We start from the raw sequence: 24,247 nt of genomic DNA on the forward strand, positions 1-24,247 counted from the left end.
TTTCCGGTCGCCGCCGGTGTGTCGTCTTCGTAACTCCTCCCTTCCCGCCCGCCCGCGTCGCGCAGCGAACAGGACGCGCCGATCCGATTGCGGTCACCGGTGGCGCGCGGGATACGGTCGAGAGGTGGACGACGAACGGGTGTCTCTGCCGCGCCGGCTCGCGAGGCGTGCGCAGCTGGCGCGCGTCGCCGCCGTCCGTGCTCGCCTGGTGCGCCCGCTCGACGGGCGGCAGGGTTCCGTCGCTGGGCGTCGCCCGCTGCGCGTCCTGCTGATCGGCTCCGGCCCGGTCGTCGGCTGGGGCGTCGGCAGCCACGATCTCGCGCTTCCCGGGGCGGTGGCCCGGTCGCTCGCTGCGGCGACCGACCGCGGCGCGGTGGTGGATGTGGTGCCGCACCCCTCGGCGGGGGTCCGCCGGTTGAAGCGGATGGTGGATGCGGCGGGCGTCGACCGCTACGACGCCGTCGTGCTGAGCGCCGCCGTCGCCGACGCGCTCCGGTTCGCCGAGCCGCGCCGCTGGGGCGCGCGCCTGCGGCGACTGCTCGTCGACGTACACGAGCGCGGCCCGCGCTCCGTGCTGTGGCTGGGGGCCCAGCCCATCCGCTCGATCCGCCCGTACGACACCCCCTCCGGCCTCCTGGCCGACGCGCACGCGGAGCGCCTGAACGCCATCGCCCGGGAGGCCTGCCACGACACAGGCAGCCTGTTCGTCGCGCTCTCGGCACCCCCGCGCGTCGACGGCCGTCGCCACCGAACCCCAGGGGACTACCTGTTCTGGGCCCGGCAGATCGTGGATGCGCTGGCCCCCTCCCTGCAGGAGTGCGCTTCGCAGCGGACGGCCCCGACCACGGAGGGTGCGGACCGCGTCGAGGCCATCGAACGCCTCAAGCTGAGCCGTCGTGGCGGAGACGCCCGCCTCGAGGGCATCGTCGGCACCGCCAAACGCACCCTGGGCACGGAGATCGCCATGTTCACCGTGCTCGACGACGCACGGGAGTGGCCGCTGGCGTCGACAGGCTCAGTGCTCGACTCGATCCCGATCGAGCAGTCGGCGTGCATCCACACCATCCAGACGCCCGACGGGATGATCGTGCCGAACGCCGTCGAGGACGAGCGGTTCGCGGGCAACGCCCTCGTCACCGGGCCGGCGGGTCTGCGGTACTACGCCGGCTACCCGGTCGAGGCGCCCGACGGCACCCGCATCGGAGCGCTCTGCGTCTTCGGTCGCGCGCCACGGGAACAGGCCGACGGCGAGGCCGACCTCGACGTGCTGCGCGAGCTGGCGCTGCTCGCCCAGCGGGAGCTGTGGCGCTGGGAGCCGACCTCGGAGGCCTGAGCCGCGGGGTCAGCGCTCCAGCGCTGTGAGCAGCCGGTCCAGCGAACCGCCCAGCCCCCACCGCTCGGAGAGCGCGCTCAGCGCCTCGCGCTGCTCGGCGCTCGGCGCCGTGAGTCGCGCATCCACCTCGGGCAGCGGCAGGTCGCGGACGACCTCGACCACCCGCGGCGCGACCGCCAGGTAGTCGACCGCCGCGGCGAAGCGTGCCCGGGCCGCCGGCTTCATGCCGCTGGAGGAATCCTCCGCCGCCGCGATGATCCCGGCGAGGTCGCCGTAGTCCGCCAAGAGCGCGGCGGCCGTCTTCTCGCCGATGCCCGCGACGCCGGGGAGGCCATCCGAGGTGTCGCCGCGCATCGCCGCGAAGTCGGCGTACTGGTCGGCGCGCACGCCGTATTTGCTCTGCACGACGTCGCCCGTGACGAGCTCGAGGTTGCTCATGCCGCGAGCGGTATAGATTACGCGGACCTCCCGCTCGTCGTCGACGAGCTGGAACAGGTCGCGGTCGCCGGTCACCACATCCACAGACCCCTTCGTCGTCGTCGCGAGCGTGCCGATGACGTCGTCGGCCTCGTGCTCCGCCACACCGACGATCGGGATGCCGACGGCGTCCAGCACCTCGCGGATGACCGGCACCTGCGTAACGAGGGCCTCCGGCGTCTCCTCGACGTCGACGCCGCCCGGGTCGAGCTGCGCGACCCGATGTCCCTTGTAGCTCGGGATGAGGTCGACGCGCCAGCGCGGCCGCCAGTCGTCGTCCCAGCAGGCGATGAGCGCATCCGGCTGGTAGTCGGTCACCAGCTTCGCGATGATGTCGAGGAACCCGCGCACCGCGTTCACCGGCGTCCCGTCGGGCGCCTTCACGGTGTCGGGCACGCCGTAGAACGCACGGAAGTAGAGGGAAGCGCTGTCGAGCAGCATTGTTCGGCCGGTCACGCCCCGATCCTGGCACGTCCGGCCGTTCGCCGGAACGCTTCCTCCTAGGGCACCCGAGCGCTATGGTCAGCGCATGGCCGGAACCGTCGTCGTCGAACGCACCGAACGCATCCAGGCGGGCAGGGAGCGACTGCTGCCGCTGATCTCCCGGCTGCCCGAGTGGACGCAGTGGTCGCCGTGGGAGGACATGGACCCGGAGCTGAAGCGCGAGTACGCGGGCGAGCCGGGCGCGATCGGCTCGACGTACACCTGGTCCGGCAACCGCAAGGCGGGCGCCGGAGCCATGAGGGTGACCGCCGTGGACGACGCGGGAGTCGGCATCCACCTCGACTTCACGCGGCCCTTCCGCTCCTCGAACGAGCTGCGGTTCGTGCTGGAGCCGGAGGGCGACGCCACGCGGGTGACCTGGCGGATGGAGACGCCGCAGAAGCTCTACACGCGCTTCGTCAACCTCGACAAGCTGGTCGGCGGCGACTTCGAGAAGGGCCTCCGCAACCTGAAGCAGGTGGCCGAGGCCGGCTAAGGGCGCTGGTAGGTTCCGTGGCCGCGCGCGACCAGTCCGTCGCGGAACTCGAGCACCTCGCAGACCACTCCGCCGTTCTGGTTGCGGTAACGGATGACGAGGGTCTCAACGCCCACGAAGTGGTCGAGCACCTCGAAGCGGAGGTCTGGCAGCGCCGCCAGACCGGCCGTCCAGTAGGCGCGGAGCGCGTCCTTCCCCCGGGCGACTCCGTCACTGCCGGGCAGCAGCCGCACGGCCAGCGGCGAGCTGAAGGTCACGTCGTCCGTGTAGTGGGACAGCAGGGCTTCGAGGTCGTGGGCATTCCAGTCGCGCAGCCAGCCTGCGACGAAGGCGTCGGCGAAGTCGTCCGTGAGCATGGTCCATCGTGACACGCGCTCACCCCGCCTTCGCTAGCGTGGAGTGGTGACCTCCGCTCCGCTCATCGTGTCCGCCGTCGCGGTGGTGCGCGACCGAACCGTGCTCATGGTGACCGCCCGTCGGCGCGATGTCTATTACATGCCGGGCGGCAAAGTGGATGCGGGCGAGACCGCGGCGGAGGCGGCGGCCAGGGAAGCGTTCGAGGAGGTGGCGCTCCGTCTGGCGCCCGACGACCTGGAGGAGCTCTTCGAGGTGCGGACGCAGGCGCACGGCGAGCCGGACGGACGTCAGGTGCACATGCGCGTGTTCCGCGCGGTGACCGACGAGGAGCCGGCTCCGTCGGCGGAAGTCGACGCCATCCACTGGACCACCAGCGCCGACGCGGACCGCTGCCCGCCCGCCGGAAGAGAGGTGCTGCGGCGACTGGTCGAGCTCGACCTCATCGATTGATGCAGCATCCACCGGGCGGATGTGCCCCACGCGAGGGCTGGCGACCGCGGCGACCTGCGGCCAGGCTGGTGCCATGGCGCGAACGCACGAGTTCCGGTTCTCCGGCAATGCCGACTTCGACTTCGAGATCCGCACCACGATCGGTCAGGCCTTCAGCGGCGCTGCCGACATCGGAGAGGTGCTCGCCGCGGTCGAGGGGGTCGGCGAGAAGGACCACGACGGCTGGTTCCGCGCCTGGCTCGGCCTCGGCGACCGGATCGCCGCCCAGGCGGACGCGTCCGCTACGGCGGGTCACGCGGTCAGTGCCGCGAGTGCGTACCTGCGGGCGGCCTCGTACTACGCGACGGCCCTGAACGCGGTGGCCTCGTTGCCGACGGAGGATGAGCTGCTGCCGACGTTCCGCAAACACCGGGCCGCATGGGATCGCTGGGTGGATCTCGTCGACCGGGATATCGCCCGGGTCGAGATCCCCTACGAAGACACCGCGATGCCCGGTTACCTGTTCCGCGCGCCCGGTGCGGCCGGCGACGACCGCCCGCTGCTGGTCGTCGCCAACGGCAGCGACGGGGCGCTCACCAGCCTGTGGTCGTCGGCGGTGTCGGGGGCGCTCGCGCGCGGCTATCACGCCCTCGTCTTCGACGGGCCGGGGCAGCAGTCGATGCTGTTCGAGCGGAACGTGCCGTTCCGGCCGGACTGGGAGGCCGTGCTCACCCCCGTCCTCGACTTCGTACGCGCCCAGGACGGCGTCGACGCCGACCGCATCGCCCTCTACGGCATCAGCCAGGCCGGGTACTGGGTCCCGCGGGCGCTCGCCTTCGAGCACCGGTTCGCGGCCGCGATCGCCGACCCGGGAGTGGTGGACGTCTCGACGTCCTGGACCGAGCACCTCCCCGCGAACATGCGCAAACTGCTCGACGAGGGGCAGGACGAGAAGTTCGACCGCGATATGCAGATAGGGATGAAGTTCTCGCACGAGCTCGCGTACACCTGGAAGTTCCGCGCCCGTCCGTACGGCACCACGGGCTACGCCGAGACGATGCGCGCCGTGCTCCAGTACAACGTCACGGAGGTCGCCGCTCGAATCACCACTCCGCTGCTCATCACCGATCCGGAGCACGAGCAGTTCTGGCCGGGCCAGTCGGGGCAGCTCGCATCGCTGACGCCGGGCGTCTCGACCCTCGTGAAGTTCACCGAGGCGGAGGGCGCGGACTTCCACGTCCAGCCGCTCGCCCCTGCGCTCACCGAGCAGCGTATGTTCGACTGGCTGGACGACCGGCTGGGCCGCTGACCGGCGCGTGGCCGGCTCTTGCCCGTGTCGGTGGCGTGGAGTTGGATGCTGTCATGCAGATCAGCCGCCAGATCGTGGTGTTCGACACCCCCGACATCGATCGCGAGTCGGCCTTTTGGGCCGACCTGATGGGCGGGGAGGTGCGCGGCGACGAGGACGACTGGCGCTCGGTCTACGTGAACGGCGAGCCGCGCCTCGGATTCCAGCTCGCGCCGAACCACGAGCGGCCCGACTGGCCGAACGGTGCGCAGCAGCAGCTCCACCTCGACCTCTACGTCGACGACATCCGCGAGGCGCACGAGCACGCGCTCGCCGTGGGCGCGACGCTGCTGAGGCAGGCGGACGACCTCGACGCGGAGGGTGGGTTCCAGGTGTACGAGGATCCGTCCGGCCACCCGTTCTGCCTGTGCTGGGGTTGAGATGAGCGGCGACCTTCCCGCGCTCGCCGTCACCGGCGTCACCGGGGCGATCGGTCGGATGACGGCCGACCTCCTCGCCGACGCCGGTGTGCCGTTCCGGATGCTGGCGCGGTCGCCCGAGCGTGCGCCCCGCTACCCGGGGACCACCGTGGCCGCGGCGACGTACAGCGACCGTGACGCGGTGCTCTCCGCACTCGACGGCGTGGAGACCCTGCTCATGGTGTCCGCGGCCGAGAACGCCGAACGGCTGGGCGAGCACCTGGCGTTCGTGGATGCGGCCGAGGAGTCGGGCGTCCGCCACATCGTCTACACGTCGTTCTTCGGGGCCGCGCCGGACGCGACCTTCACGCTCGCCCGCGACCACTACGCGACCGAGCAGCGCATCCGTTCGTCGGCGATGCGCCACACCTTCCTGCGCGACAACCTGTACCTCGACTTCGCCGAGTTCCTCGTCGGCGACGACGGCGTGATCCGCGGTCCCGCCGGCGACGGTCGAGCGGCCATGGTCGCCCGTGCCGACGTCGCCCGGGTGGCGGCCGTCGCTCTGCAGGACCCGGCGGCGCACGCCGACGTCACCTACGACCTCACCGGTCCGGAGGAGCTCACGTTGGCGGAGGTCGCCGAGAAGCTCAGCGCCCACTCGGGTCGGGCGGTCTCGTTCCATGACGAGACCATCCCGGAGGCGTACGCCTCGCGTGCGAAGTGGAACGCCCCCGACTGGCAGGTCGACGCCTGGGTCTCGACGTACACGGCGATCGCGGCGGGCGAGCTCGCGGGCGTCACCGACGATGTGGAGCGCGTGACCGGCCGACGCCCGCTGTCGCTCGACGAGCTGTTGCGCGGCGCCATCGCCTGACGGCACCGCGGGGAGCCGCTCGGCGTGTCAACCGGACGGGGGATGCGCGCGCGGGCGCCGCATCCGGTAGACAGGACCGGTGACCGCCGCCCAGCCTCCGCAGCCCCAGATTCCGCAGGCGCAGAAGATCAACACGATTGCCCTGATCGGGTTCATCGGCGCCTTCGTCATCCCCGTCGTCGGCATCGTCCTCGGCGTGATCGGCCTCAATCAGACGCGGGTGACCGGCGAGGGCGGCCGTGGGTTGGCGCGTGCCGCGGTGATCCTCGGTTCCGTGTTCACCCTGCTGCAGGTCGGGTTCTTCATCGTGTGGCTGAGCCTCTTCCTCAACGCCATGTCGCACGTCCGCTGACCGCAGCCCGAACACGACGAAGGGCGGCCCGCACGCTGCGGACCGCCCTCCGAGGTGGCGTTACGGCTGCGCCGACCAGCCGCCGCGCGGAGGCGCCGGCCAGTGCGGGCGGGTGGGGACGATCGAGTTGACCGCACCCGTCGCCGGGTCGAGGAGCACCTCCCGCTGCTGCGGGTGGAACCAGTCGAACATCCCGCCGAGCGATCCGGCGCGCGTGTCGAACGAGGCGTCGCCGATGCGTCCGGTCAGCCAGTTGTTCTCGATGAAGCGCAGCACGCTGGCCTGCTCGACCGGCGTGTGGTCGACGCGGTTCTGGGCGGCCCAGGGCGAGATGACCAGCATGGGGAGGCGCTGGCTCGGCCCGCAGCGGTCGGCGTAGCCGCCTTGCGTGCGCTTGACGCTCGTGCACACCGTCGAGTCGACGGCCGGGTCGGCGGACCCGTTCGCGACCTTCGGGGCGACGTGGTCGTACCAGCCGTCGGAGTCGTCGTAGGCGACGACCACGGCGGTGCTCGACCAGCTGTCCGACTTCTGGAGGGCGTTGATCTCGTTCACCAGGAACTTCTGCTCGTCCAGCGGGTCGGAGTATCCCGCGTGGCCGTCCTGCGCTTCCGGGGCCTTCAGGAAGGACACGGCCGGCAGGTTGTCCGCCTTCAGGGCCGCGTCGAACGACGTCAGGTCGTACTGGTGGTTCGCCTGGTCGGTGTGCCCGATCGCCTTCACCGAGGTCGGCGGCAGGTGATGCGGGTTCGAGGTGGACTTGTAGTACTGGAACGGGGAGTGGTGCGGCGAGTAGTCCTTCGGCGTCGCGCCGGCGATATTGGCCGTCACGGCGTCGCACTTGGCGTACGAACCGGCCTGGCCGTTCCAGGCCGTGGTCGGCGTGAATCCGCCCTGGAACCAGCCCCAGCTGACACCGCGCGCGTTGAGCAGGTCGCCGACGTTGCGGCCGGACATGCCGACCACGGCGGACGACGACGTGTGGTCGTTGTCCGAGCAGTCGTCGTAGGCCGGGTCGGGATCGCCGATGACGGTTCCGACGCCCTTGGCGTCGGGCGATTGGACAGCCGTGGATGCGGTGAGGACGGCTCCGGTCTTGGGGTCGTACGCGGTGCTGCCGTGCGTCTGACCGGAGATGAGGTTGAGTGCGCCCGGCGTGGACGGGCCGAACGTGGTGTCCCAGCTGTTGTCGCTCATGGCGTAGTTATGGGCGTAGTTCCACAGACCCGTGACGGTGTTCCCGTCGTAGTAGTCCATGACCAGCCCCGGTGCCCCGTACGCGCCGGTGCAGGTGTCGGTCTCGGTCTTCTGGACGAACATGTCCATCTTCCCGCCGTCGACGGCGGCCTGCTCGGCGGCGTAGCTGTGGTTCTGGTCGCACGTGACCGCCTGCGCGGGCGTGAGCCGCTTCGGCGCGTACAGGTTGGGGTTGTTCGTCAGCGTGCCGGAGGACGTGAGGGTGTCGGTGCGCGGGGTGCGCGGCGACGCCTGGAACGGCGTCCCGTCGGTGTTCGCGGCGTTCGGGTAGGTCCCGAAGTAGTGGTCGAACGAGACGTTCTCGTCGAAGATCACGACGAGGTGCTTGATCGGGGTGAGGGTCTGGGCGGAGTGGTCGGCGTGCGAGCCGCCGGCCGTGGCGACCGCGGGCGCACCCGCGAGGATTCCGGCACCGGCGAGGGCGGCCGCGCCGGCGAGCGCGACGCCCGCGAGGGCGACCGGGGAGCGGCGCAGACGGGAGGGTCTGAACACGATTCCTTCTTCCTTGTTTCACTGATCCCGGCACGGTCGTGACGGGCGGCCTCCACTGGTCAGGCGAGCATGGTGCGCCCGAGCCAGTCGGAGGAGTCGCGGGCTCCGGGGAGCGCGAAGTAGTAGCCGCCGCCGAAGGGCTGGATGTAGTCGGTGAGCGGTTCGCCGGCGAGGCGCTTCTGGACGGTGACGAACTGCCGGTCGAGGTCCTGGTTGAAGGCGACGAAGACGAGGCCCATGTCGAGGTTGCCGTTGGCGTCGAGACCCCCGTCGTAGTTGTAGGCGCGGCGCAGCATCCGCTGGTCGTCGGTGTCCTTCGTGCGCGGGTTGGCGAGCCGGATGTGCGCGTCGAGCTGGATGACGTCGCCAGTCGGGTCGTTCTCGAAGTGCGGATCGTCGAACTCGGCGGAGGCGGTGAGCGGGGCGCCGCTGTCGCGTCGGCGGCCGATCATGTTCTCCTGCTCGTGCAGGTTCACGCGGTCCCAGAACTCGACGAGCATGCGGATGACGCGGACGACGTGGTAGCTGCCTCCCGCCGCCCAGGCGGGTTCGTCGCCGGCTTTCGCCCAGACCAGCCGCGCCATCTCGGCGGCGTTCCCGGTGTCCGGGTTGCTCGTGCCGTCTTTGAACCCCATCAGGTTGCGCGGCGTCCCGCTGGGGCGTGGGGGCGAGACGAAACCGTCCTGCCGCCAGCGAACCTGCATGGCACCACGGGTCGCCCGGGCGATCTCGCGGACGGCGTGCGTGACCGCGTCCCGGTCGGCCGCGCACACCTGCAGCAGCAGGTCGCCGTCGCAGACCTCGCGGCGGAGGGCGTCGTCGGGGAACTCGTCCATCGTCCGCAGCCGAGCGGGCTTCCGCGCGGCCAGCCCGAAGCGCTCGTCGAACAGCGAAGCGCCGGCCGAAAGCGTGACGGTCAGCGAATCGGGGACGACGGTCGGCCCGAGCACGCCCGAGTCGCGCGGCGGTGCGACGAGCCCCGGGTCGGGCGGTGTGCCTCCCGTGGTGAGGAAGCGCGCGCGCTCGGTGATCGTCTTCAGCAGGTCGGCGAGCTCGGCTCGGGATGCGGCGGTGACGTCGAGCGCGACGAACGACGCCTCGCGCTGCGGCGGGGTGAGGATGCCCTGCTGGTGATGCCCGTGGAACGGGAGGGAGGCGGGATGGGCGGCTGACGGCCGAGAGGCGGCCGCGGCTCGGGCGTCGGTCGCGAGGCCGGCTCCGGCGACGGCGGCGCCGGCCGCTCCGATGGCACCCGCCTGGAGGAAGCCGCGGCGGTCGATGGGCGTCATGAGTCCCTCCTCGGGTCGCAGATGGCGGCGACCGGGGCGAGCAGTTCCGCGGCGCGGTCGAGAGCCGCATCCACCCGCTCCCGGTCCGTTCGGCTGAGCCGGTCGAGTGGCGTCCAGGTGCCGTCGGGCGCGCGATGGGCCTCGACGACCGCATGGGCGGCGGCGAGGGCGGCCCGCGTGTCACCGAGCTGCTCGTATCGCCCGGTCAGCACCGGTTCCAGCGGTGCGAGCGCCTGCTCCGCGCCCGTCAGCTCGGCGTCGACGCTCGCCAGCGACGTGCCGGAGCCGGCGTCGGTCGCACCGGTCAGGGTGTCCTGGATGGCGTCCTCGACGATCTCGTGCGCCCGGAGCGCCACATCGCCGGGGTCGAGCTGGACGCCGGCGAACTCGGTCTGCAGCCGGTCGACCAGGCCGAGGAGGTCGTGGGCGGATGCGGCGACCGTCGCCGCCGCATCCCCGTGCCAGAGCTGCGATTCGACGAGGTGGAAACCGGTCGGATCTGTGCGCGGGGGGCCGTCGAGCTGGTCGCCGAGCTCGCCGAAGGCGTCATACGCCGCGCCGAGCGTCTCGTAGGTGGTGTGTGCCGTCAGCCAGTCGCGTCGTGCGGCTGGTAAGTCGCCCTCCTCGGCGTCGGCCGCGACGGCGGCGACCTGCTGGCGGAGCGCGGGCAGCCGTGAGGCGACCCAGGTCGTGTAGGCCTTGGCGACCGGGATGAGGTCGTTGCGGGTGACGGGCACGATACCGGGCGTGAGCGGCGAGCCCGGTGGCGCTTTGCCGACCGTGACGACGGGCCCGTGGACGGGGTCGGCGTCGGCGGGCAGGCAGACGAACCGGTAGCGGCCGGCGCCGAGCGTGACACGTGCGGTGGCGTGGGCGCCGGCCCCGATGCTTTCGAGGTCGAGGTAGACGCGCTTGCTGTCGACGGCCTGCACGTAGACCTCGATGCCGCCGACGGTCGTGTTGGTGACCGTGAAGGTCTGGTCGCCGCCGTGCACGGTCGGACCGGAGGCGGCCGCGCCGCTCGGGGCGCCGCTCTCGCCCCATCCACGGCCGCAGTCGTCCATCCCCGCGGTGATGTCGAACGCATCGGGTGCGTTCGGCGCGACGGCCACCGGCCGCAACACGATCGTCAGGATCGTCGCGACGACGACGAGCGCTCCGAGGGCCGCGAAGAAGGCGGCGAGCCGGGCGCGGGTCGACATCGGGGGAGGGCTCCTGTGGGGTCGGACGCCGGCGACGGTCCGGCGTCAGCGATCCTAGAAGTGGCTCCCGGCGCGCCGTGCCCCGCTTCACCCGCTGTTCATCGGACCGTCACCGGTATGCCCCCGGACGGGGGGTGAGGATGCGTCGAATACGTTCGGGTGCCGAACAAACGCGCCGGATTCAGTGGGCCAGCGGGCGGATGATGGGACGGACGAGAGGAGGGGCGATGCGCGAGGCGAGCTGTCCGCAGTGCCGTGGGGTGGCCCGACTCGTCAGCAACCCCTACTACGGCGCCGGCCTGGCCGTGCACCGCGACCTCCTGGTCTGCCAGGACTGCGGCTACTCCGGCTTCGCCGAGAACGACGACGCGGTGACCGACGACGTGGCGCCGCCGCCGCGCGAGGGCGCGCTGAGGCGCCTCCTCCGCTTCGTGACCGGGCGCTAGCGGATCCGCACGCGCCCCTGCTGCCACATGCGCGCGGCCGTCACCCGCGGGTTGGCCTGTTCGTCCGCATCCACCCCGAGTGCCGTGTAGAGGCGGCCGAGCATGGTCTCGACGGCGCGGACACTCGTCCCGCGCTCGGCGGCGATGCGCCGGGTGGATGCGCCCGAGGCGACGAGGCGCAGCACCTCCGCCTGCGCCCGCGTGACCGTGCGGACGTCGTCGTCGGGTTCGGCGGGCTGGTGCTCGCCGCCGACGATCGCCGCGTCGACCGCGGCGACAAGCACATCCACATCCTTCACCTGCGACTTGACCAGGTACACGACCGAGGGCGGGAGGGTGCCGTCGCCGACCGCCAGCTGCGGGGAGAGGTGCGAGGTGAGCACGACGAGCCCGACCCACGGCTGCTCGCGGTGAACGCGCCACAGCAGTTCTGCCCCGGAATCGCCTCCGCCGAAGTCGAGGTCGGTGACCACGGCGTTCGGCTCGACCTCGGCGATGACGTCCCAGGCGTCGGCCGCGCTGGTGGCCTGGGAGGTCTCGATGCCGGTGGAGCGGAGTGCGGACGCGACCATCGAGGCCGTGAAGACGTCGTCGTCGGCCACCACGGCGCGCAGGGTCCGTGTTCGCGCGGGTATGTCGGTCATGGTTCTGGCTCCTGCCCCTTCGTCACCGTCCCAGAGGTGGACGCCACGCGGCGAGCTCAGCAGGTCGGGTCAGGCAGCCGCTGCTGACCAGTATCGGCTGAGCGTGGTCGCGTCCCCGGCGGCCGAGGAGGCGCGGGCGTTCGCGCAGCGAACATCCACGGGGGAGCGGGTCGTCAGCGACCGCGAGGACCTCCCGGCCCGGGGTTTCCGTGCCCATGGCCGTCAGTGTAGGCCCGAAAGTCCGCCTACAATCCCCCCATGCCCCAGCCGAAGCCTCCGCGCGCGTCGCAGACGACCCCGTCCGACGCGTTGCGGCTGAACGGGCTGGACGCGCTCTTCCACGGTCACCCGGACGGCGTGTGCGTCGTCGACGTCGACGGCACCTTCGTCGAGTGCAACCGTGCGCTCGCCGACCTGACCGGCTATTCCGCCGAGGAGCTGACGGGGATGTCGTTCGCTCGGCTGCTGCATCCCGACTCCCTCGGGTACACGCTCGCCCGGTTCGAGGAGGCGCTCGCCGGCCAGAATCGGCGGTACGTCACGCGCGTCCTCACGCCCGAGGGCCGCATGCGTTCGCTGGATGTGACGATCATCCCCCTGCGCGGCACCGACGGCGCGGTGGCGGCCGTGCTGGCGATCGCCCGCGACATCGGCGACGTGGAGCGCTCGGCTGCGGCGGCCGCGGGCAACGAGGCGCTGGTGCGCATGGCGGCCCGCATCGCCGGCTTCGCCGGGTGGGTCGTCGACGTGACGACCGGCGGGGTCGAGTGGAGCGAGGAACTGTTCCGCCTGCTCCGGATGGAGCCCGGCCGCGTGCCCCTGGACGCGGAGGCGCTCGCGCTGTTCGAGCCGGAGGACCGTCGCGCAGTACGGACCGCGTTCCAGCGCACCGCGCTCCACGGCGACCCTCTGGATGTGCGCGCCACGATCGTCGACGCGTCCGGCCGGCTGGTGCACGCGCACCTGGTGGGCGAGCCGGAGCGCAACGAGAACGGCGAGGTGGTCCGCATCCACGGCGCGTTCCACGACGTGACCGCGCTGGTGCGCCACCGGGAGGAGCAGCGGGCGATGGCGCGTCTGCTGCGGAACTCGCTCGACCAGGTGCACGACGCCATCGGTTTCGTCGACCGCTCCTGGCGGTTCACGTTCGCGAACTCGTGGGCGCTGCAGCTCGGCGGGATCGACGAGGCGCGGCTGCGCGACCGGACGGTGTGGGAGATGTTCCCCACCGCGCTCGGCAGCGCGTTCGAGGGCATCTACCGCGACGCGATGGACCGCGGCGTCGCCGGGAGCGCCCGCGCCTACTCGCCGGAGTGGGGCTGCTGGTTCGAGGTGGACGCGCATCCCACCGAAGGCGGCATCGCGATCATCGTCCGGGATGTGACCGAGGACCAGGAGGCCCGGCGCACGCTCGAGCAGTACACGCGGCGGGTGGCGTCGCAGGCCGCCCTGCTGGATGCCGCGCGCGACGCGATCCTGGTGCGCGACCTCGACGGTGTCATCCGCTACTGGAACCGCGGCGCGGAGGCGATCTACGGCATCCCGGCGTCCGAGGCGGTGGGGCATTCCGTGCGCGAGCTGCTCTACGACGACCCGGCCGAGTTCGATGCGGCGACTGAGGCGCTGATGCGCGACGGGTTCTGGGTGGGCGAGCTGCGCCAGCGACGGGTCGACGGTTCGCTGCTCATCGCCGACTGCCGCTGGCAGCTGTCGCGCGGCGAGGACGGCGAGGTGACCGTCTTCGCCGTCAACTCGGACATCACCGAGCATCGCAGGCAGGAGGAGCAGCGCATCCGGACCCAGCGGCTGGAGAGCCTGGGAACCCTCGCCGGCGGCATCGCCCACGACCTCAACAACGTGCTCACGCCCATCCTCATGTCGGTGCAGCTGCTCCGGCAGGACGAACAGGATGCGCGCAGACGCGACCTGCTCGACACCCTCGATGCGGCGGCGCAGCGCGGGGCAGGGATGATCCGTCAGGTGCTGTCGTTCGCACGCGGCTCCGAGGGGAGGCGGGAGCCGGTCGACCTGGGCGCCCTGCTGCGGGAGGTCGAGCGGTTCTGCCGCGAGACGCTTCCGCGCTCCATCGAGCTGGTGGTGGATGCGCCCGCCGAGCTGCCGCCGGTGACGGGGGACGACACCGAGCTGTTCCAGGTGCTGGTGAACCTGATCACGAACGCCCGCGACGCGATGCCCGAGGGAGGCGTGCTGACCGTGCGCGCGTCCGCCGGCGACGACGGAGTGCGACTCGAGGTGCGCGACTCGGGGGTCGGGATGGACGGGCGGACGGCCGGCCGCATCCTGGAGCCGTTCTTCACGACGAAGGAGAGCGGAACCGGCCTCGGCCTGCCGACCTCCGCCGCCATCGTGAAGGCGCACGGCGGCGAGCTGCAGGTCGACACGGCTCCCGGCGCCGGCACGTCGATCGCGTTCGTCCTTCCGGCGGTGAAGGGAGAGGCGGACGGCCGCTCCCCGGTGCGTGCGCCGGCCGTGCCGCGCGGAGCCGGCCGTCGGGTGCTCGTCGTCGACGACGAGGCCGCGATCGGCGAGCTGGTGCGGCAGACCCTCGACCAGAACGGTTTCCTGACAGAGGTCGCTGGCGGCCCGGAGGCGCTCGAGCTGCTGGCCGGCGGCCGTCGCTTCGATGCGGTCGTGACCGACATCATGATGCCCGGCGTCCCCGGCGAACGGATCGCCCGGATGGTGGCGGAGCAGCAGCCCGGGGCGGCGATCGTGCTGATGAGCGGGATGCTGCCCGGTCCCTCTGCGCGAGCGTCGGTCGAGCGCGATGGCGCGTACTTCCTGGCCAAGCCGTTCACCCCTGCCGCCCTGCTCGCGACCCTGGACTCCGCGCTGAAGCAGCAGAGGGGCCTCGCCCCGGAGGCGGTCCTCCGCTCTCTGGTCGAGCCGGCGCTGCGGGAGGCGGTCGCCGCCCTGCAAACGGGGCTCCCCTCCGAGACGGAGCGGGAGCGCCTGCGGGCCTCGCTGACGGCGGCAGCCGAGTCGTCCCAGCGGGCCCTGGGCGACCGGGCGTCGGAGCCGCGCATCCACCGGATCGTGGGTGCGGCAGCATCCGCGGCGATGGCGCTCTCGTTCGGCGCCGACATCGTCCCGGTGGCGGACATCCGGGAGCGGCTGGAGGAGGGCCTGAGGCTTGTGGCGGCGGGATCCTGGCCACCCGAAGACCAGGATCCCGCCGCGGAGGTGTCGCGCTGACGCCGTCGTGGACCGGGGGGAACGGGACGGCGCCTGCGCGCGACGCACACGATCTTCGCCGGTGACGACCGGCGAGTGCAACGAGGCCACCGGATGGCTGTGCGTCGTGCGAACAAATCGAGTAGCCAAGGAGAGCGCTCTCTTGTGTAAGGCTTCGGACATGAAGGAATCTCACAGCGCCGAGATGACGGAACCGGCGTCCGTTCACGGGCCGGGCCGCGCCCCGGCTGGGATGCCCCTCACGATCCGCCTCGGCGAGCAGGAGTACGCCGCCCTCGTCCGGATCGCACGCTCACGCGAGACCACAGCAGCAGCCCTGGTGGAGAAGCTGGTGCTGCACGCGTTGAGCCGGGCCGAAGTGCCACCACCGGCGGACTCGCACCCCGCGCGGAGGCACACCACCTACGAGGAGGCGACGGCGGGATTCCGCCCGGACGTCCCCGCACGAACGGCGCCCGACGTGTAGGAGTCGGCCGCAGCAGCACCACTTTCACCATTCTCACAGCGCGCGTACAGTCCACGGCGTGAAGCATCGACACATCGCTACGGGGGCGGTGGCGCTGCTGGTGGCGGGCGTGCTCGTGGGCTGCTCCGCCGACGACAGCGCACGCGGCTCCCTGTCGCAGTCCGCCGGGACGGCGGCATCGGCCGCCCGCGCCGCCGGTCTCGTGCTCGGCCTGCACGAGCAGGACCAGATCCTGTCCACCGTTCAGGACACCGGTCTGACCGATGTCGCCGACCGCTTGGCGCAGGAGGCGCAGACGGTCTCGACGATGACCGCCATCGGCGGGATCGGCGCCAGGCGCGACAGCGTGCTGGCCGACATCCGGGCGGCTCAGGATGTGGTGACCGCCGCCCAGCGGGCCCAGGCGTCCGGCACGGACTCGTCGGCCACGGTCGACCGGCAGCGCCGCGAGCTCGATCGGCTCGCTCAGGAGCTGCAGGCGGCATCCCGGCGGCTGGAGCGCGAATGAAGGGGATCTTCGCCGTCGCGCTCGGCGTGCTGACCGCCATCGGCGGATTCGTCGACATCGGTGACCTCGTCACCAACAGCGTCGTCGGGTCGCGGTTCGGGATGACGCTGACCTGGGTCGTCCTCGTCGGCGTGGTCGGCATCTGCCTGTTCGCCCAGATGTCCGGACGGGTCGCCGCGGTGAGTGGCCGGGCGACGTTCGAGATCATCCGCGAGCGGCTCGGAGCCCGCATGGCCCTCGCGAACCTGTCGGCCTCGTTCCTGATCAACCTGCTCACCCTGACCGCGGAGATCGGCGGTATCGCGCTCGCCCTGCAGCTCGCCTCCAGCATCGAGCCCGTGCTCTGGTTCCCTGTCGCGGCCATCGCGGTGTGGATCGTCGTCTGGCGGGTCAAGTTCTCGATCATGGAGAACGTGACGGGGCTGCTGGGCCTCGCCCTGGTCGTGTTCGCCGTCGCCCTGTTCTTCCTCCACCCGGACTGGTCCGCCCTCGGCTCGCAGGTGCTGCTCCAGCCGTCGCCGCACACCGACGAGACGCCCGCGACGTACTGGTACTACGCGATCGCCCTGTTCGGCGCCGCGATGACGCCCTACGAGGTGTTCTTCTTCTCGTCCGGCGCGATCGAGGAGAAGTGGAAGAAGAAGGACCTGGCTCAGTCGCGTCTCAACGTGCTCGTCGGCTTCCCGCTCGGCGGGCTGCTGTCGCTCGCCATCGCCGCGTGCGCCACGGTCATGCTCCTCCCGAAGGGCATCCAGGTGGAGTCGTTGTTCGAGACGGCGCTTCCCGTGGCGCAGGCGTTCGGCAAGATCGGGCTCATCATCGTCATCTTCGGTTTCGTGGCCGCGACCTTCGGCGCCGCCCTCGAGGTGACGCTGTCGAGCGGGTACACGCTGGGGCAGTTCTTCGGCTGGCCGTGGGGCAAGTTCCGGCGCCCGGCCTCGGCGTCGCGGTTCCACGCCGTGATGATCCTGTCGCTGGTGGTCGCCCTCGGCATTCTCTTCACCGGCGTCGACCCGGTGCAGGTCACCGAGTTCTCGGTGGTGTTCTCGGCGATCGCCCTGCCGTTGACGTATCTGCCGATCCTGATCGTGGCGAACGACCCGAAATACATGGGGGACGAGGTCAACGGCAGAGCGACGAACTTCTTCGGCCTGATCTACCTCGGACTCATCCTGGTGGCGTCGATCGCCGCCATCCCCCTCATGATCGTGACGGGAGCAGGAGCATGACGCAGAAACGCCACCTTCCGCCGGCGCCGGCCGTCGCCGGCCGTGTGCTGGACGCGGGGCTCGATCTCCTCGACCGGCAGATCCTCGACCCCGACGCCGTCCCGGTCAGCACCGTCGACGATCTGGAGCTGACCACGCCGGACGACCTGGAGCACCTCGACCCGGACTCCCCGCCGATCATCGAGTCGCTGCTCACCGGTCCCATCCTGCTGACCCGGGTCTTCGGCGGGCGGCTTCCCGACTCCCGGTTCATCCGAATCCCGTGGAAGGTGGTCGCCGACCCGGGAACGGTCGTGAGGGTGGGCGTCGCGGCCGACTCGCTCGATGCGAGCTGGACCGAACGATGGATGCGCGACCACGTGATCGCGCGCATCCCCGGGGGTCGTCATGATCCTGAGTGACCTGCTCGGCAGCCCGGTGCTGACCGCGGAAGGCGAGCGGCTCGGCGTCGTGGTCGACGCGCGGTTCGCGCTCGACGGCCCGCCCGACGGGCTGCTCGCCGCCGCGCGACTGCACGGCCTGGTGGTGAGCCCGCACGCCCACGAATCGTTCGCCGGCTACGAGCGGAGAGACGTGGATGCGCCGGCGCTGATCGCGCGCTTCCTGCGCTGGCGTGCGCGCGGCTCGGTGCTGGTGCTGTGGCCGGACCTCGCGTCGTTCAGTGACGACGTCATCCGGCTGCGTCCGGGCGCGACGCTGTACTCGCCCCGCTTCGACTCCTCCGAGTCCTGAGGGGCGCCGGATGAGTCTCGATGCCGAATACGTGCTGCCGCTCCGCTGGTCGGACGACGCCGTCCTCGCGGAGCTGGTCGCGTACCTGACGAGGTTGCGTGAGTTCATCGACGTCACGGTGGTCGACGGGTCGGAGCCGGAGCGCTTCAGCGCGCACGCCCGGGCGTTCCCGCCGGGAGTCCGTCACCTCCCCGCCGAGCCGTGGCCCGGTCACAACGGCAAGGTCGCCGGGGTCATGACCGGGCTCAGGAGCGCCCGCCACGACCGTGTCGTGCTGGCCGACGACGACGTCCGGTACGACGAGGGAGCGTTGCGCGCGGTCGTCGGGATGCTCGACGCGGGCGACCTCGTGCGGCCGCAGAACGTGTTCGACCCCGCGCCGTGGCATGCGCGCTGGGACACCGGGCGCAGCCTCCTGAACCGCGCACTCGGTCACGACTATCCCGGCACACTCGCGGTCCGCCGTTCGCTGGTGCTCGCGGCCGGCGGGTACGACGGCGACGTGCTCTTCGAGAACCTGGAGCTCATCCGCACCGTGCAGGTGGCGCGTGGACGGGTGATCGCGGCGGATCGGATCGGCGTCGTCCGGCGGCCGCCGGAGGTCGGCCACTTCCTGCGGCAGCGGGTGCGGCAGGCCTACGACGACTTCGCGCAGCCGGCGCGGTTGGCGGCCGAGCTGGCCGTGCTGCCCCTCGCGCTCGCCTCGCTGCGGCGTCCTGGACGCCTGCTCGCGGGGGTGCTCGCCGTGGTGGCGCTCGCCGAGGTGGGCCGTCGCCGGGCGGGAGGACGTCGGTTGTTCCCGGCGACGGCTGCACTGTGGGCGCCGGCGTGGCTCGCCGAGCGCGCCGTCTGCGTCTGGCTCGCCGTCGGCGCTCGCCTCCGCGGCGGCGTCCGGTACTCGGACGGCCGCCTCCGACGCGCGGCGACCCCCCTCCGTACTCTCCGCCGTGCTTCATCACGCCGACGATTCGTGCCGAATGTGCGCTAACGACGCGCCTAACCGCACATTCGGCACGAATCGAGCGCCAACTCTGACGGCGCACGCACCGAAGCGGCGACCAGGCAACCGGTTGACCCGGCGCGCTTCCCCCGGTTGCTTGGGGGTATGACACCACGCATCACCCCGCGGGGGCCGGTGAGCGAGGCGCTGCTGGACGCGCTCACAAGCCATCCCTCCGCCGCAGCGGACGACGTCGTCCGCTTCACCGAGAACGCCACCGCCGCCCTCGCAGCGGAGCCGGACCTCCTCGCCGACGAGGACCTCCAGCTGACCCTCCTCCTGCTCTACGGCCTCCACTACGGAGACACCGTCGAAGCCGACGACGAGTGGGAGTGGAACCCGGACCTGCTGCGCACCCGCCGAGCCATCGAGCGCGTGTTCGAGCGCCAGCTGCGGGAGCGCGTCCCCGTCGGCGACCTGCCCGAGCCGAACGCGGATGCGGTCGCGGCCTATCTGTTCGACCTCACCTCGGAGGACGGCGGCCCCAGCCTCTCCCGCTTCCTCGCCAAGAAGGCGACCGAGGAGCAGGCGGTGGAGTTCGTCATCCACCGCTCCATCTACACGCGCAAGGAGGCGGACCCGCACTCCTGGGCCATCCCGCGTCTCACCGGCCGGGCGAAGGCGGCGCTCGTGGAGGTGCAGTCCGACGAGTACGGCGCCGGGCGCCCGGACCGCATCCACGCGGAGATCTTCGGTCGCACGATGCGCAACCTCGGGCTCGACGACAGCTACGGCGCCTACATCGACAACGTGCCCGCGATCACCCTCGCGTCGTTCACGATGATGTCGATGTTCGGCCTCAACCGCAGTCTCCGCGGCGCGATCACCGGTCATCTCGCGGCATTCGAGATGACCTCGTCCATCCCGAACCGCTTCTACGGCAACGGCTTCCGGCGGCTCGGTCACGACGACGAGGTCACCTGGTACTACGACGAGCACGTCGAGGCGGATGCGGTGCACGAGCAGATCGCGGGCCGCGACCTCGCCGGCGGTCTCGCCGAGCAGCATCCCGAGCTCCTGCCCGACATCGTCTTCGGCGCCGCCGCCTGCCTCTACGTGGACGGCCTCGCCGGCCAGCACATGCTGGAGAGCTTCGAAGCGGGCCGCAGCTCGCTCCGCCAGCCCGTGGCGGTGGCGGCATGACGGCCCACGAGGAGGAGCCGGTGATCGTCGCCTGCCCCGACGGCCCCCTGCTCGTGCGCGGTCACATCGACCTGACGACACCCGACGGCACACCGATCGAGCAGCACCGGCGCACGGTGGCGCTCTGCCGCTGCGGCGTCTCGACGATCAAGCCGTTCTGCGACGGCAGCCACAAAGCGGTGCACTTCCGCACCGACCACTGAAGACCACCCACCACACGAGAGAAGGAGCGGACATGTCCGACCCCCAGAACACCGAAGGCGACCGCCACGACGAGAACACCGAGGCGGAGCAGCAGATCATCGACAAGCCCTCGCAGGCGGAAGGCGACGAGGGCGACAGCGACAACGGCTAAGGTTCCTGCATGACGACGGAGAACGACACCGACCTCGGCGACACGATCGCCGACCTCGCCTCCTCCGCCGGCCTCACCATCGCGGTCGCCGAATCGCTGACCAGCGGCGCGATCGCCTCGGCCCTCGGCGCCTCCCCGCAGGCGGGCGACTGGTTCGCCGGCGGGGTGGTCGCCTGCTCCGAGCACGTCAAGTTCGACGTGCTCGGAGTGACGCCCGGCCCCGTGATCACGGCCGCGTGCGCCGAGCAGATGGCGTCGGGCGTGGGGAGGCTGCTCAGCGCCGAACTCGTCGCCGCGGTCACCGGCGCGGGCGGCCCCGGGTCCGAGGAGGGCAAGGAGGCCGGCACGGTCTTCCTCGCCCACGGCCGGCCGGACGCGCCGCAGGTCGAGGAGCTCCACTTCGACGGCGACCCCGAGGAGGTCGTCCGAGGCACGGTCGACGCGGCCTTGACGGCCATGGCGCGCGATCTGGAGGCACAGCGACGATGACGAACGACGACGTGTGGGATGCGCCCGAGAGCGAAGGCGTGGATGCCGACCCGGGAGACGGCCGCGACGAGACGACCGCCCAGCGCGCTGACCGCAACTGGAACGAGCTGCTGCAGGAGTTCCGCGTGTTCCAGACGGGGACCCAGATCCTCGCCGCGTTCCTGCTGACGCTGCCGTTCCAGCAGCGCTTCGCACAACTGGCGCCGTTCGACGTGGTGGTCTACCTCGTCCTCGTCTTCCTCGCGGTGATCGTGACGCTGCTGGCCCTCGCGCCGGTCGCGCTGCACCGACTCCTCTTCCGGCAAAAGGCGAAGACGGAGCTGGTGGGCCTCGGGAGCAAGATCCTGATCGTGTGCCTGGCGGCCGCATCCCTGCTGTTCACGGGCATCGTGCTGTTCATCGTCGACTTCCTGCTCGCGCCGCCCGCCGGCATCATCGCCGCGAGCTGCGTCTTCATCGTGCTGATCGTCATCTGGGTCGTGCTGCCACTGGTGGTCCGGGCTCAGCGGAGGGCGCACGTCGCCGGTCGCTGAGGCGCGCGTCACCGGTAGGCTTCGCGACAAGCGCACCCGCGGGTGCATCCAATCGACGAAGTGGCGGGATGGATATGGCCAAGCGAGTCACCTACCAGTTGATCGACGATCTCGACCAGTCCGTGATCCCGGAAGGCGAGGGCGAGACCATCGAGTTCTCGCTCGCGGGCGCGCAGTACGTCATCGACCTGTCCTCCGAGCACGCCGACCAGCTGCGGGCGGACTTCGCCAAGTGGATCGAGGCGGCCGGTCGCAACGACGCTCCCGCATCGGACGCCCCGCCGTCGCCGGACGAGCGCCGGGCGATCCGGGAGTGGGCGCGGAAGAACGGCGTCGAGGTCGGCAGCAGGGGCCAGATCCCGCGGGATGTCGTCGACGCGTTCCGGACGGGGCGGCCGCTCGCCCGCTGACCTGACGCTGTTTCGGGTGAGCGCCGGGCGAGCCGACGGCCCGCCCGGCGCACTGATCACGGAGTGGGCATGCCGCCCGTCACCGACAGCGTCTCGCCGATGACGTAGCTCGACTCGGGCGACGCGAGGAACACGTACGCGGGCGCCAGCTCGGCCGGCTGCCCCGGGCGTCCGAGCGGCGTCTGCTGCCCGAACTCGGGGATCGCCTCGGCGGGCTGTCCCTTGCTGACCTGCAGTGGCGTCCAAATGGGTCCGGGAGCCACCGCGTTGACGCGGATGCCCTTCGGCGCGAGCTGCTGGGCGAGAGCCTTCGTGAAGGCGTTGATTGCGGCCTTCGTCGTCGCATAGTCGACGAGCTGCTCGCCCGGCTGGTACGCCTGGATGGACGTGGTGTTGATGATCGTCGCGCCCGCCGGGAGGTGCGGCAGCGCCGCGCGCGTCAGCCAGAACATCGCGTAGACGTTGGTCTTCATCGTGTGGTCGAACTGGTCGTCGGGGATGTCGGTGAGGCTCTCCGTGGCGATCTGCTTGCCGGCGTTGTTGACCAGGATGTCGATGCCGCCGAGCTCGCCCAGCGCCCGCTTCACGATCTCGTCGCTGAAGGCGCGCTCCTTGAGGTCGCCCGGGATGGTGACGGCCGTGCGGCCGGCGTCGCGGATGAGACCGGCGATGCGCTGCGCATCCTCTTCCTCCTCCGGGAGATAGACGAGCGCAATGTCGGCGCCCTCGCGCGCGAACGCGATCGCCGCAGCGGCGCCGATCCCGGAGTCGCCTCCCGTCACGATCGCCTTCCGGCCGGTCAGACGGCCGGTGCCGACGTAGCTGTCCTCGCCCAGGTCGGCGCGGGGGCTCAGGTCGCTTTCGAGACCCGGCTCGGGCACCTGCTCCTCGTCAGGCGAGATGCTGGGGTAGCGGTCCACAGGGTTGTCGAAGGTGTACTGGTTCTCTGGCATACCCCCAAGCAATCACCGCACGCGCGTGCGTCCAGGGGGCTGCGCGCTCCCGCATCCCGGGGTACGCCCCTCCCCTTCCCCTTTCCTCTTTCGCCGAAGTGCACGTTGTTGCGCACCTCCACGGCGTGTCGACCGCAACTACGTGCACCTCGGCGAAAGTCGGAGGGGGGCGGGGAGAGGGAGGGGCGGCGGGCTCAGTCCTGCAGCGCCACGGCAGGATGCATCCCGTACGCCTCGCGGTAGCGGCGGGCGAAGCGGTCGAGGTCGGCGAAACCCCAGCGGCCGGCGAGGTCGGCGAGGTCGGTGGTCGCCGGGTCGGAGACCTGGAGCTCGGTGTGCGCCGCCGACAGCCGCGCCTGCTGCAGGTATCCCTGGGCCGTCGTCCCCGCGTGGGTGCGGAACGCGGCATGAAGCTGAGCGATGGTGGCCCCGGCCGCGCCCGCGATGTCCGTCACCGTGATGGGCAGGGACGCGTAGTCCTCGATGAACCCGACCGCCCGGCGGTACGACTCCAGTTGCGCGGTGGGCGTCTGTGCTTGCTCCCGGGGATCGGTGCTCAGCGAGAAGCAGTTGAGGGCGGCGAGCGAGAGCGTGTGGAAGAGGCTCGCGCGCACCAGAGGATGCCGGAACGTGCCCGACTCCATGTACTCGGCGGCGACCGTCGCGGCCGTCATCATGTACTCCGCGTGCTTCGGGCTCCGCGTCTGCGCCGAGCCGAACACGACCGGGCCCTCATGCCCCAGGGCGGTGGCCGCCACGTCGCTGAGCGTCTGCGGCGACAGGAAGATGTTGACGACGTCGCTGTCCTCGGCGAAGCAGGTGAAGTCGTGACCCGGCCGGATCAGGAAGGGGGACCGGGCGCCGAAGCCCCGCTCGCCGTCGATGTCCCAGCGGTACACGTCGGTCTTGACGTTCACGATGACGACGTCGTCGAAGTCCCCGGACGTCTCCCACTGACCGCCGATCGCATAGCGCGCGACAGAGAACGACGGATCGATCGCCTGATCGACGTCGAACGAGAAGTCGTTCTGCGGCAGCTGAGCGAAGGCGAACCGGCCTCCGGCTGCGGCCATCGCCGCATCCGCCTCCTCCGGATCGGAGGTGTGGCTGTGCAGGCGCGTGAAGTCAGCCATCCACCAACGCTACCTCGCCCCCCTGAGGAAAGGGAGGGCGAGGGAGGCGGTTGACGCGGTGGGCGTTACTCGGTATGGCCGAGGACACCCACCGGGATGCCGAAGGAGAGCGCGATGCAGACGATGCCGGCGAAGAACACGAGGCCCTGCCACGCCGGCAGGGTGTCGGCGAGCCCGAGGAGGAAGATCCCCACCAGGAACAGGATGAAGCATCCGATGAACGCGAGCACGTCGCCCAT

Annotated in this window: 29 protein-coding genes; 20 read left to right on the top strand and 9 right to left on the bottom strand. The window is 71.3% G+C overall.

Going from position 1 to position 24,247, the window contains the following annotated elements; translation table 11 throughout:
- Positions 1-124 precede the first annotated feature (124 nt).
- The gene (locus H284_RS0111350; protein ID WP_020076320.1) at positions 125-1,333 is read left to right on the top strand and encodes a GDSL-type esterase/lipase family protein; all 1,209 of its coding nucleotides are present in this window, start codon (positions 125-127) and stop codon (positions 1,331-1,333) included.
- A 9-nt stretch (positions 1,334-1,342) separates the two neighbouring features.
- Here the strand turns inward: H284_RS0111350 and H284_RS0111355 are convergent, their stop codons facing one another.
- Positions 1,343-2,251, bottom strand: a complete 909-nt coding sequence (locus H284_RS0111355) for a 5'-3' exonuclease (protein WP_020076321.1) — start codon at positions 2,249-2,251, stop codon at positions 1,343-1,345.
- 88 nt (positions 2,252-2,339) lie between these two features.
- Here H284_RS0111355 and H284_RS0111360 point away from each other — a divergent pair, with 88 nt between their 5' ends.
- Complete coding sequence (locus H284_RS0111360; protein WP_018192689.1) at positions 2,340-2,789, top strand: SRPBCC family protein; 450 nt, start codon at positions 2,340-2,342, stop codon at positions 2,787-2,789.
- Here H284_RS0111360 and H284_RS0111365 read toward each other — a convergent pair.
- A complete protein-coding gene (locus H284_RS0111365) occupies positions 2,786-3,145 on the bottom strand; it encodes a nuclear transport factor 2 family protein (protein WP_020076322.1) in 360 nt (119 codons plus the stop codon). The genes H284_RS0111360 and H284_RS0111365 overlap by 4 nt on opposite strands.
- A 46-nt stretch (positions 3,146-3,191) precedes the next feature.
- On the opposite strand from H284_RS0111365, the gene H284_RS0111370 reads away from it, so the two are divergent.
- The 5 genes from H284_RS0111370 (at position 3,192) to H284_RS0111390 (ending at position 6,511) form a co-directional block, all read left to right on the top strand.
- Positions 3,192-3,596 carry an NUDIX domain-containing protein gene (locus tag H284_RS0111370; protein WP_018192687.1) on the top strand — a complete coding sequence of 135 codons (405 nt, stop codon included), beginning with the start codon at positions 3,192-3,194 and terminating at the stop codon, positions 3,594-3,596.
- A 73-nt stretch (positions 3,597-3,669) separates the two neighbouring features.
- Complete coding sequence (locus H284_RS0111375) at positions 3,670-4,884, top strand: alpha/beta hydrolase family protein (protein ID WP_020076323.1); 1,215 nt, start codon at positions 3,670-3,672, stop codon at positions 4,882-4,884.
- Positions 4,885-4,937: 53 nt separating this feature from the next.
- A complete protein-coding gene (locus tag H284_RS0111380) occupies positions 4,938-5,303 on the top strand; it encodes a VOC family protein (protein WP_018192685.1) in 366 nt (121 codons plus the stop codon).
- Position 5,304: 1 nt separating this feature from the next.
- Positions 5,305-6,159, top strand: coding sequence for an SDR family oxidoreductase (locus tag H284_RS0111385; protein ID WP_018192684.1), 855 nt, complete (start codon positions 5,305-5,307; stop codon positions 6,157-6,159).
- A 79-nt stretch (positions 6,160-6,238) separates the two neighbouring features.
- Positions 6,239-6,511, top strand: a complete 273-nt coding sequence (locus tag H284_RS0111390) for a DUF4190 domain-containing protein (RefSeq protein ID WP_020076324.1) — start codon at positions 6,239-6,241, stop codon at positions 6,509-6,511.
- Between the two features lie 60 nt (positions 6,512-6,571).
- On the opposite strand, the gene H284_RS0111395 is transcribed toward H284_RS0111390, so the two are convergent.
- Genes H284_RS0111395 through H284_RS0111405 form a run of 3 tightly spaced genes read right to left on the bottom strand, consistent with a single transcriptional unit; the run spans position 6,572 to position 10,751 of the window.
- Positions 6,572-8,260, bottom strand: coding sequence for a phospholipase C (locus tag H284_RS0111395; RefSeq protein WP_020076325.1), 1,689 nt, complete (start codon positions 8,258-8,260; stop codon positions 6,572-6,574).
- Between the two features lie 59 nt (positions 8,261-8,319).
- Positions 8,320-9,549, bottom strand: coding sequence for an iron uptake transporter deferrochelatase/peroxidase subunit (gene efeB, locus H284_RS0111400; protein ID WP_020076326.1), 1,230 nt, complete (start codon positions 9,547-9,549; stop codon positions 8,320-8,322).
- Positions 9,546-10,751 carry an EfeM/EfeO family lipoprotein gene (locus H284_RS0111405; protein WP_020076327.1) on the bottom strand — a complete coding sequence of 402 codons (1,206 nt, stop codon included), beginning with the start codon at positions 10,749-10,751 and terminating at the stop codon, positions 9,546-9,548. The genes efeB and H284_RS0111405 overlap by 4 nt, the downstream gene beginning before the upstream one ends.
- Positions 10,752-10,978: 227 nt before the next feature.
- Here H284_RS0111405 and H284_RS0111410 point away from each other — a divergent pair, with 227 nt between their 5' ends.
- Complete coding sequence (locus H284_RS0111410; RefSeq protein WP_020076328.1) at positions 10,979-11,197, top strand: hypothetical protein; 219 nt, start codon at positions 10,979-10,981, stop codon at positions 11,195-11,197.
- Here H284_RS0111410 and H284_RS0111415 read toward each other — a convergent pair.
- Entirely contained in the window at positions 11,194-11,841 is a 648-nt protein-coding gene (locus tag H284_RS0111415; protein WP_020076329.1) for a response regulator, read from the bottom strand. The two genes, H284_RS0111410 and H284_RS0111415, sit on opposite strands and share 4 nt — an antisense overlap.
- Positions 11,842-12,099: 258 nt before the next feature.
- Here H284_RS0111415 and H284_RS0111420 point away from each other — a divergent pair, with 258 nt between their 5' ends.
- The 12 genes from H284_RS0111420 (at position 12,100) to H284_RS0111480 (ending at position 21,922) form a co-directional block, all read left to right on the top strand.
- A complete protein-coding gene (locus H284_RS0111420; protein ID WP_020076330.1) occupies positions 12,100-15,057 on the top strand; it encodes a PAS domain-containing hybrid sensor histidine kinase/response regulator in 2,958 nt (985 codons plus the stop codon).
- Positions 15,058-15,217: 160 nt separating this feature from the next.
- Positions 15,218-15,523 (top strand): hypothetical protein, encoded by a 306-nt coding sequence (locus H284_RS0111425; RefSeq protein ID WP_018192674.1) that lies wholly within the window; start codon positions 15,218-15,220, stop codon positions 15,521-15,523.
- A gap of 58 nt (positions 15,524-15,581) precedes the next feature.
- Entirely contained in the window at positions 15,582-16,031 is a 450-nt protein-coding gene (locus H284_RS0111430) for a hypothetical protein (RefSeq protein WP_231371185.1), read from the top strand.
- Positions 16,028-17,260, top strand: a complete 1,233-nt coding sequence (locus H284_RS0111435) for an NRAMP family divalent metal transporter (RefSeq protein WP_020076332.1) — start codon at positions 16,028-16,030, stop codon at positions 17,258-17,260. The genes H284_RS0111430 and H284_RS0111435 overlap by 4 nt, the downstream gene beginning before the upstream one ends.
- A complete protein-coding gene (locus H284_RS0111440) occupies positions 17,257-17,661 on the top strand; it encodes a hypothetical protein (protein WP_020076333.1) in 405 nt (134 codons plus the stop codon). The genes H284_RS0111435 and H284_RS0111440 overlap by 4 nt, the downstream gene beginning before the upstream one ends.
- Positions 17,648-17,992 carry a PRC-barrel domain-containing protein gene (locus H284_RS0111445; protein ID WP_020076334.1) on the top strand — a complete coding sequence of 115 codons (345 nt, stop codon included), beginning with the start codon at positions 17,648-17,650 and terminating at the stop codon, positions 17,990-17,992. The genes H284_RS0111440 and H284_RS0111445 overlap by 14 nt, the downstream gene beginning before the upstream one ends.
- A gap of 10 nt (positions 17,993-18,002) precedes the next feature.
- Positions 18,003-18,980, top strand: a complete 978-nt coding sequence (locus H284_RS0111450) for a glycosyltransferase family 2 protein (protein ID WP_020076335.1) — start codon at positions 18,003-18,005, stop codon at positions 18,978-18,980.
- Between the two features lie 117 nt (positions 18,981-19,097).
- Positions 19,098-20,135, top strand: a complete 1,038-nt coding sequence (locus H284_RS0111455; RefSeq protein WP_231371186.1) for an iron-containing redox enzyme family protein — start codon at positions 19,098-19,100, stop codon at positions 20,133-20,135.
- The gene (locus H284_RS0111460) at positions 20,132-20,338 is read left to right on the top strand and encodes a CDGSH iron-sulfur domain-containing protein (RefSeq protein ID WP_018192667.1); all 207 of its coding nucleotides are present in this window, start codon (positions 20,132-20,134) and stop codon (positions 20,336-20,338) included. Before H284_RS0111455 ends, H284_RS0111460 begins: the two co-directional genes overlap by 4 nt.
- A gap of 161 nt (positions 20,339-20,499) precedes the next feature.
- Complete coding sequence (locus H284_RS0111470; protein WP_020076338.1) at positions 20,500-20,979, top strand: CinA family protein; 480 nt, start codon at positions 20,500-20,502, stop codon at positions 20,977-20,979.
- The gene (locus H284_RS0111475; RefSeq protein WP_020076339.1) at positions 20,976-21,512 is read left to right on the top strand and encodes a DUF6328 family protein; all 537 of its coding nucleotides are present in this window, start codon (positions 20,976-20,978) and stop codon (positions 21,510-21,512) included. Before H284_RS0111470 ends, H284_RS0111475 begins: the two co-directional genes overlap by 4 nt.
- Positions 21,513-21,586: 74 nt before the next feature.
- Positions 21,587-21,922: a histone-like nucleoid-structuring protein Lsr2 gene (locus tag H284_RS0111480; RefSeq protein WP_018192663.1), complete on the top strand. Its 336-nt coding sequence runs from the start codon at positions 21,587-21,589 to the stop codon at positions 21,920-21,922.
- 56 nt (positions 21,923-21,978) lie between these two features.
- Here H284_RS0111480 and H284_RS0111485 read toward each other — a convergent pair whose 3' ends face one another.
- The 3 genes from H284_RS0111485 to H284_RS21050 all read right to left on the bottom strand — a co-directional run bounded on the left by H284_RS0111485 (position 21,979) and on the right by H284_RS21050 (position 24,247).
- The gene (locus H284_RS0111485; protein WP_020076340.1) at positions 21,979-22,875 is read right to left on the bottom strand and encodes a glucose 1-dehydrogenase; all 897 of its coding nucleotides are present in this window, start codon (positions 22,873-22,875) and stop codon (positions 21,979-21,981) included.
- Between the two features lie 194 nt (positions 22,876-23,069).
- The gene (locus H284_RS0111490) at positions 23,070-24,008 is read right to left on the bottom strand and encodes a helix-turn-helix domain-containing protein (protein WP_020076341.1); all 939 of its coding nucleotides are present in this window, start codon (positions 24,006-24,008) and stop codon (positions 23,070-23,072) included.
- Positions 24,009-24,073: 65 nt separating this feature from the next.
- Positions 24,074-24,247, bottom strand: coding sequence for a hypothetical protein (locus H284_RS21050; RefSeq protein WP_020076342.1), 174 nt, complete (start codon positions 24,245-24,247; stop codon positions 24,074-24,076).

It is taken from the genome of Cryocola sp. 340MFSha3.1, from assembly GCF_000383315.1.
Taxonomy (GTDB): domain Bacteria; phylum Actinomycetota; class Actinomycetes; order Actinomycetales; family Microbacteriaceae; genus Leifsonia.

What these genes read in the sequence shown, in the direction of transcription:
- H284_RS0111410 (WP_020076328.1), top strand. Translation starts at nt 10,979, where the DNA reads ATGCGCGAGGCGAGCTGTCCGCAGTGCCGTGGGGTGGCCCGACTCGTC.
- H284_RS0111415 (WP_020076329.1), bottom strand. Translation starts at nt 11,841, where the DNA reads ATGACCGACATACCCGCGCGAACACGGACCCTGCGCGCCGTGGTGGCC.
- H284_RS0111355 (WP_020076321.1), bottom strand. Translation starts at nt 2,251, where the DNA reads ATGCTGCTCGACAGCGCTTCCCTCTACTTCCGTGCGTTCTACGGCGTG.
- H284_RS0111375 (WP_020076323.1), top strand. Translation starts at nt 3,670, where the DNA reads ATGGCGCGAACGCACGAGTTCCGGTTCTCCGGCAATGCCGACTTCGAC.
- H284_RS0111460 (WP_018192667.1), top strand. Translation starts at nt 20,132, where the DNA reads ATGACGGCCCACGAGGAGGAGCCGGTGATCGTCGCCTGCCCCGACGGC.
- H284_RS0111420 (WP_020076330.1), top strand. Translation starts at nt 12,100, where the DNA reads ATGCCCCAGCCGAAGCCTCCGCGCGCGTCGCAGACGACCCCGTCCGAC.
- H284_RS0111485 (WP_020076340.1), bottom strand. Translation starts at nt 22,875, where the DNA reads ATGCCAGAGAACCAGTACACCTTCGACAACCCTGTGGACCGCTACCCC.
- H284_RS0111455 (WP_231371186.1), top strand. Translation starts at nt 19,098, where the DNA reads ATGACACCACGCATCACCCCGCGGGGGCCGGTGAGCGAGGCGCTGCTG.
- H284_RS0111435 (WP_020076332.1), top strand. Translation starts at nt 16,028, where the DNA reads ATGAAGGGGATCTTCGCCGTCGCGCTCGGCGTGCTGACCGCCATCGGC.
- H284_RS0111475 (WP_020076339.1), top strand. Translation starts at nt 20,976, where the DNA reads ATGACGAACGACGACGTGTGGGATGCGCCCGAGAGCGAAGGCGTGGAT.
- H284_RS0111365 (WP_020076322.1), bottom strand. Translation starts at nt 3,145, where the DNA reads ATGCTCACGGACGACTTCGCCGACGCCTTCGTCGCAGGCTGGCTGCGC.
- H284_RS0111445 (WP_020076334.1), top strand. Translation starts at nt 17,648, where the DNA reads ATGATCCTGAGTGACCTGCTCGGCAGCCCGGTGCTGACCGCGGAAGGC.
- H284_RS0111470 (WP_020076338.1), top strand. Translation starts at nt 20,500, where the DNA reads ATGACGACGGAGAACGACACCGACCTCGGCGACACGATCGCCGACCTC.
- H284_RS0111380 (WP_018192685.1), top strand. Translation starts at nt 4,938, where the DNA reads ATGCAGATCAGCCGCCAGATCGTGGTGTTCGACACCCCCGACATCGAT.
- H284_RS0111480 (WP_018192663.1), top strand. Translation starts at nt 21,587, where the DNA reads ATGGCCAAGCGAGTCACCTACCAGTTGATCGACGATCTCGACCAGTCC.
- H284_RS0111490 (WP_020076341.1), bottom strand. Translation starts at nt 24,008, where the DNA reads ATGGCTGACTTCACGCGCCTGCACAGCCACACCTCCGATCCGGAGGAG.
- H284_RS0111450 (WP_020076335.1), top strand. Translation starts at nt 18,003, where the DNA reads ATGAGTCTCGATGCCGAATACGTGCTGCCGCTCCGCTGGTCGGACGAC.
- H284_RS0111405 (WP_020076327.1), bottom strand. Translation starts at nt 10,751, where the DNA reads ATGTCGACCCGCGCCCGGCTCGCCGCCTTCTTCGCGGCCCTCGGAGCG.
- H284_RS0111385 (WP_018192684.1), top strand. Translation starts at nt 5,305, where the DNA reads ATGAGCGGCGACCTTCCCGCGCTCGCCGTCACCGGCGTCACCGGGGCG.
- H284_RS21050 (WP_020076342.1), bottom strand. Translation starts at nt 24,247, where the DNA reads ATGGGCGACGTGCTCGCGTTCATCGGATGCTTCATCCTGTTCCTGGTG.
- H284_RS0111440 (WP_020076333.1), top strand. Translation starts at nt 17,257, where the DNA reads ATGACGCAGAAACGCCACCTTCCGCCGGCGCCGGCCGTCGCCGGCCGT.
- H284_RS0111360 (WP_018192689.1), top strand. Translation starts at nt 2,340, where the DNA reads ATGGCCGGAACCGTCGTCGTCGAACGCACCGAACGCATCCAGGCGGGC.
- H284_RS0111425 (WP_018192674.1), top strand. Translation starts at nt 15,218, where the DNA reads ATGAAGGAATCTCACAGCGCCGAGATGACGGAACCGGCGTCCGTTCAC.
- efeB (WP_020076326.1), bottom strand. Translation starts at nt 9,549, where the DNA reads ATGACGCCCATCGACCGCCGCGGCTTCCTCCAGGCGGGTGCCATCGGA.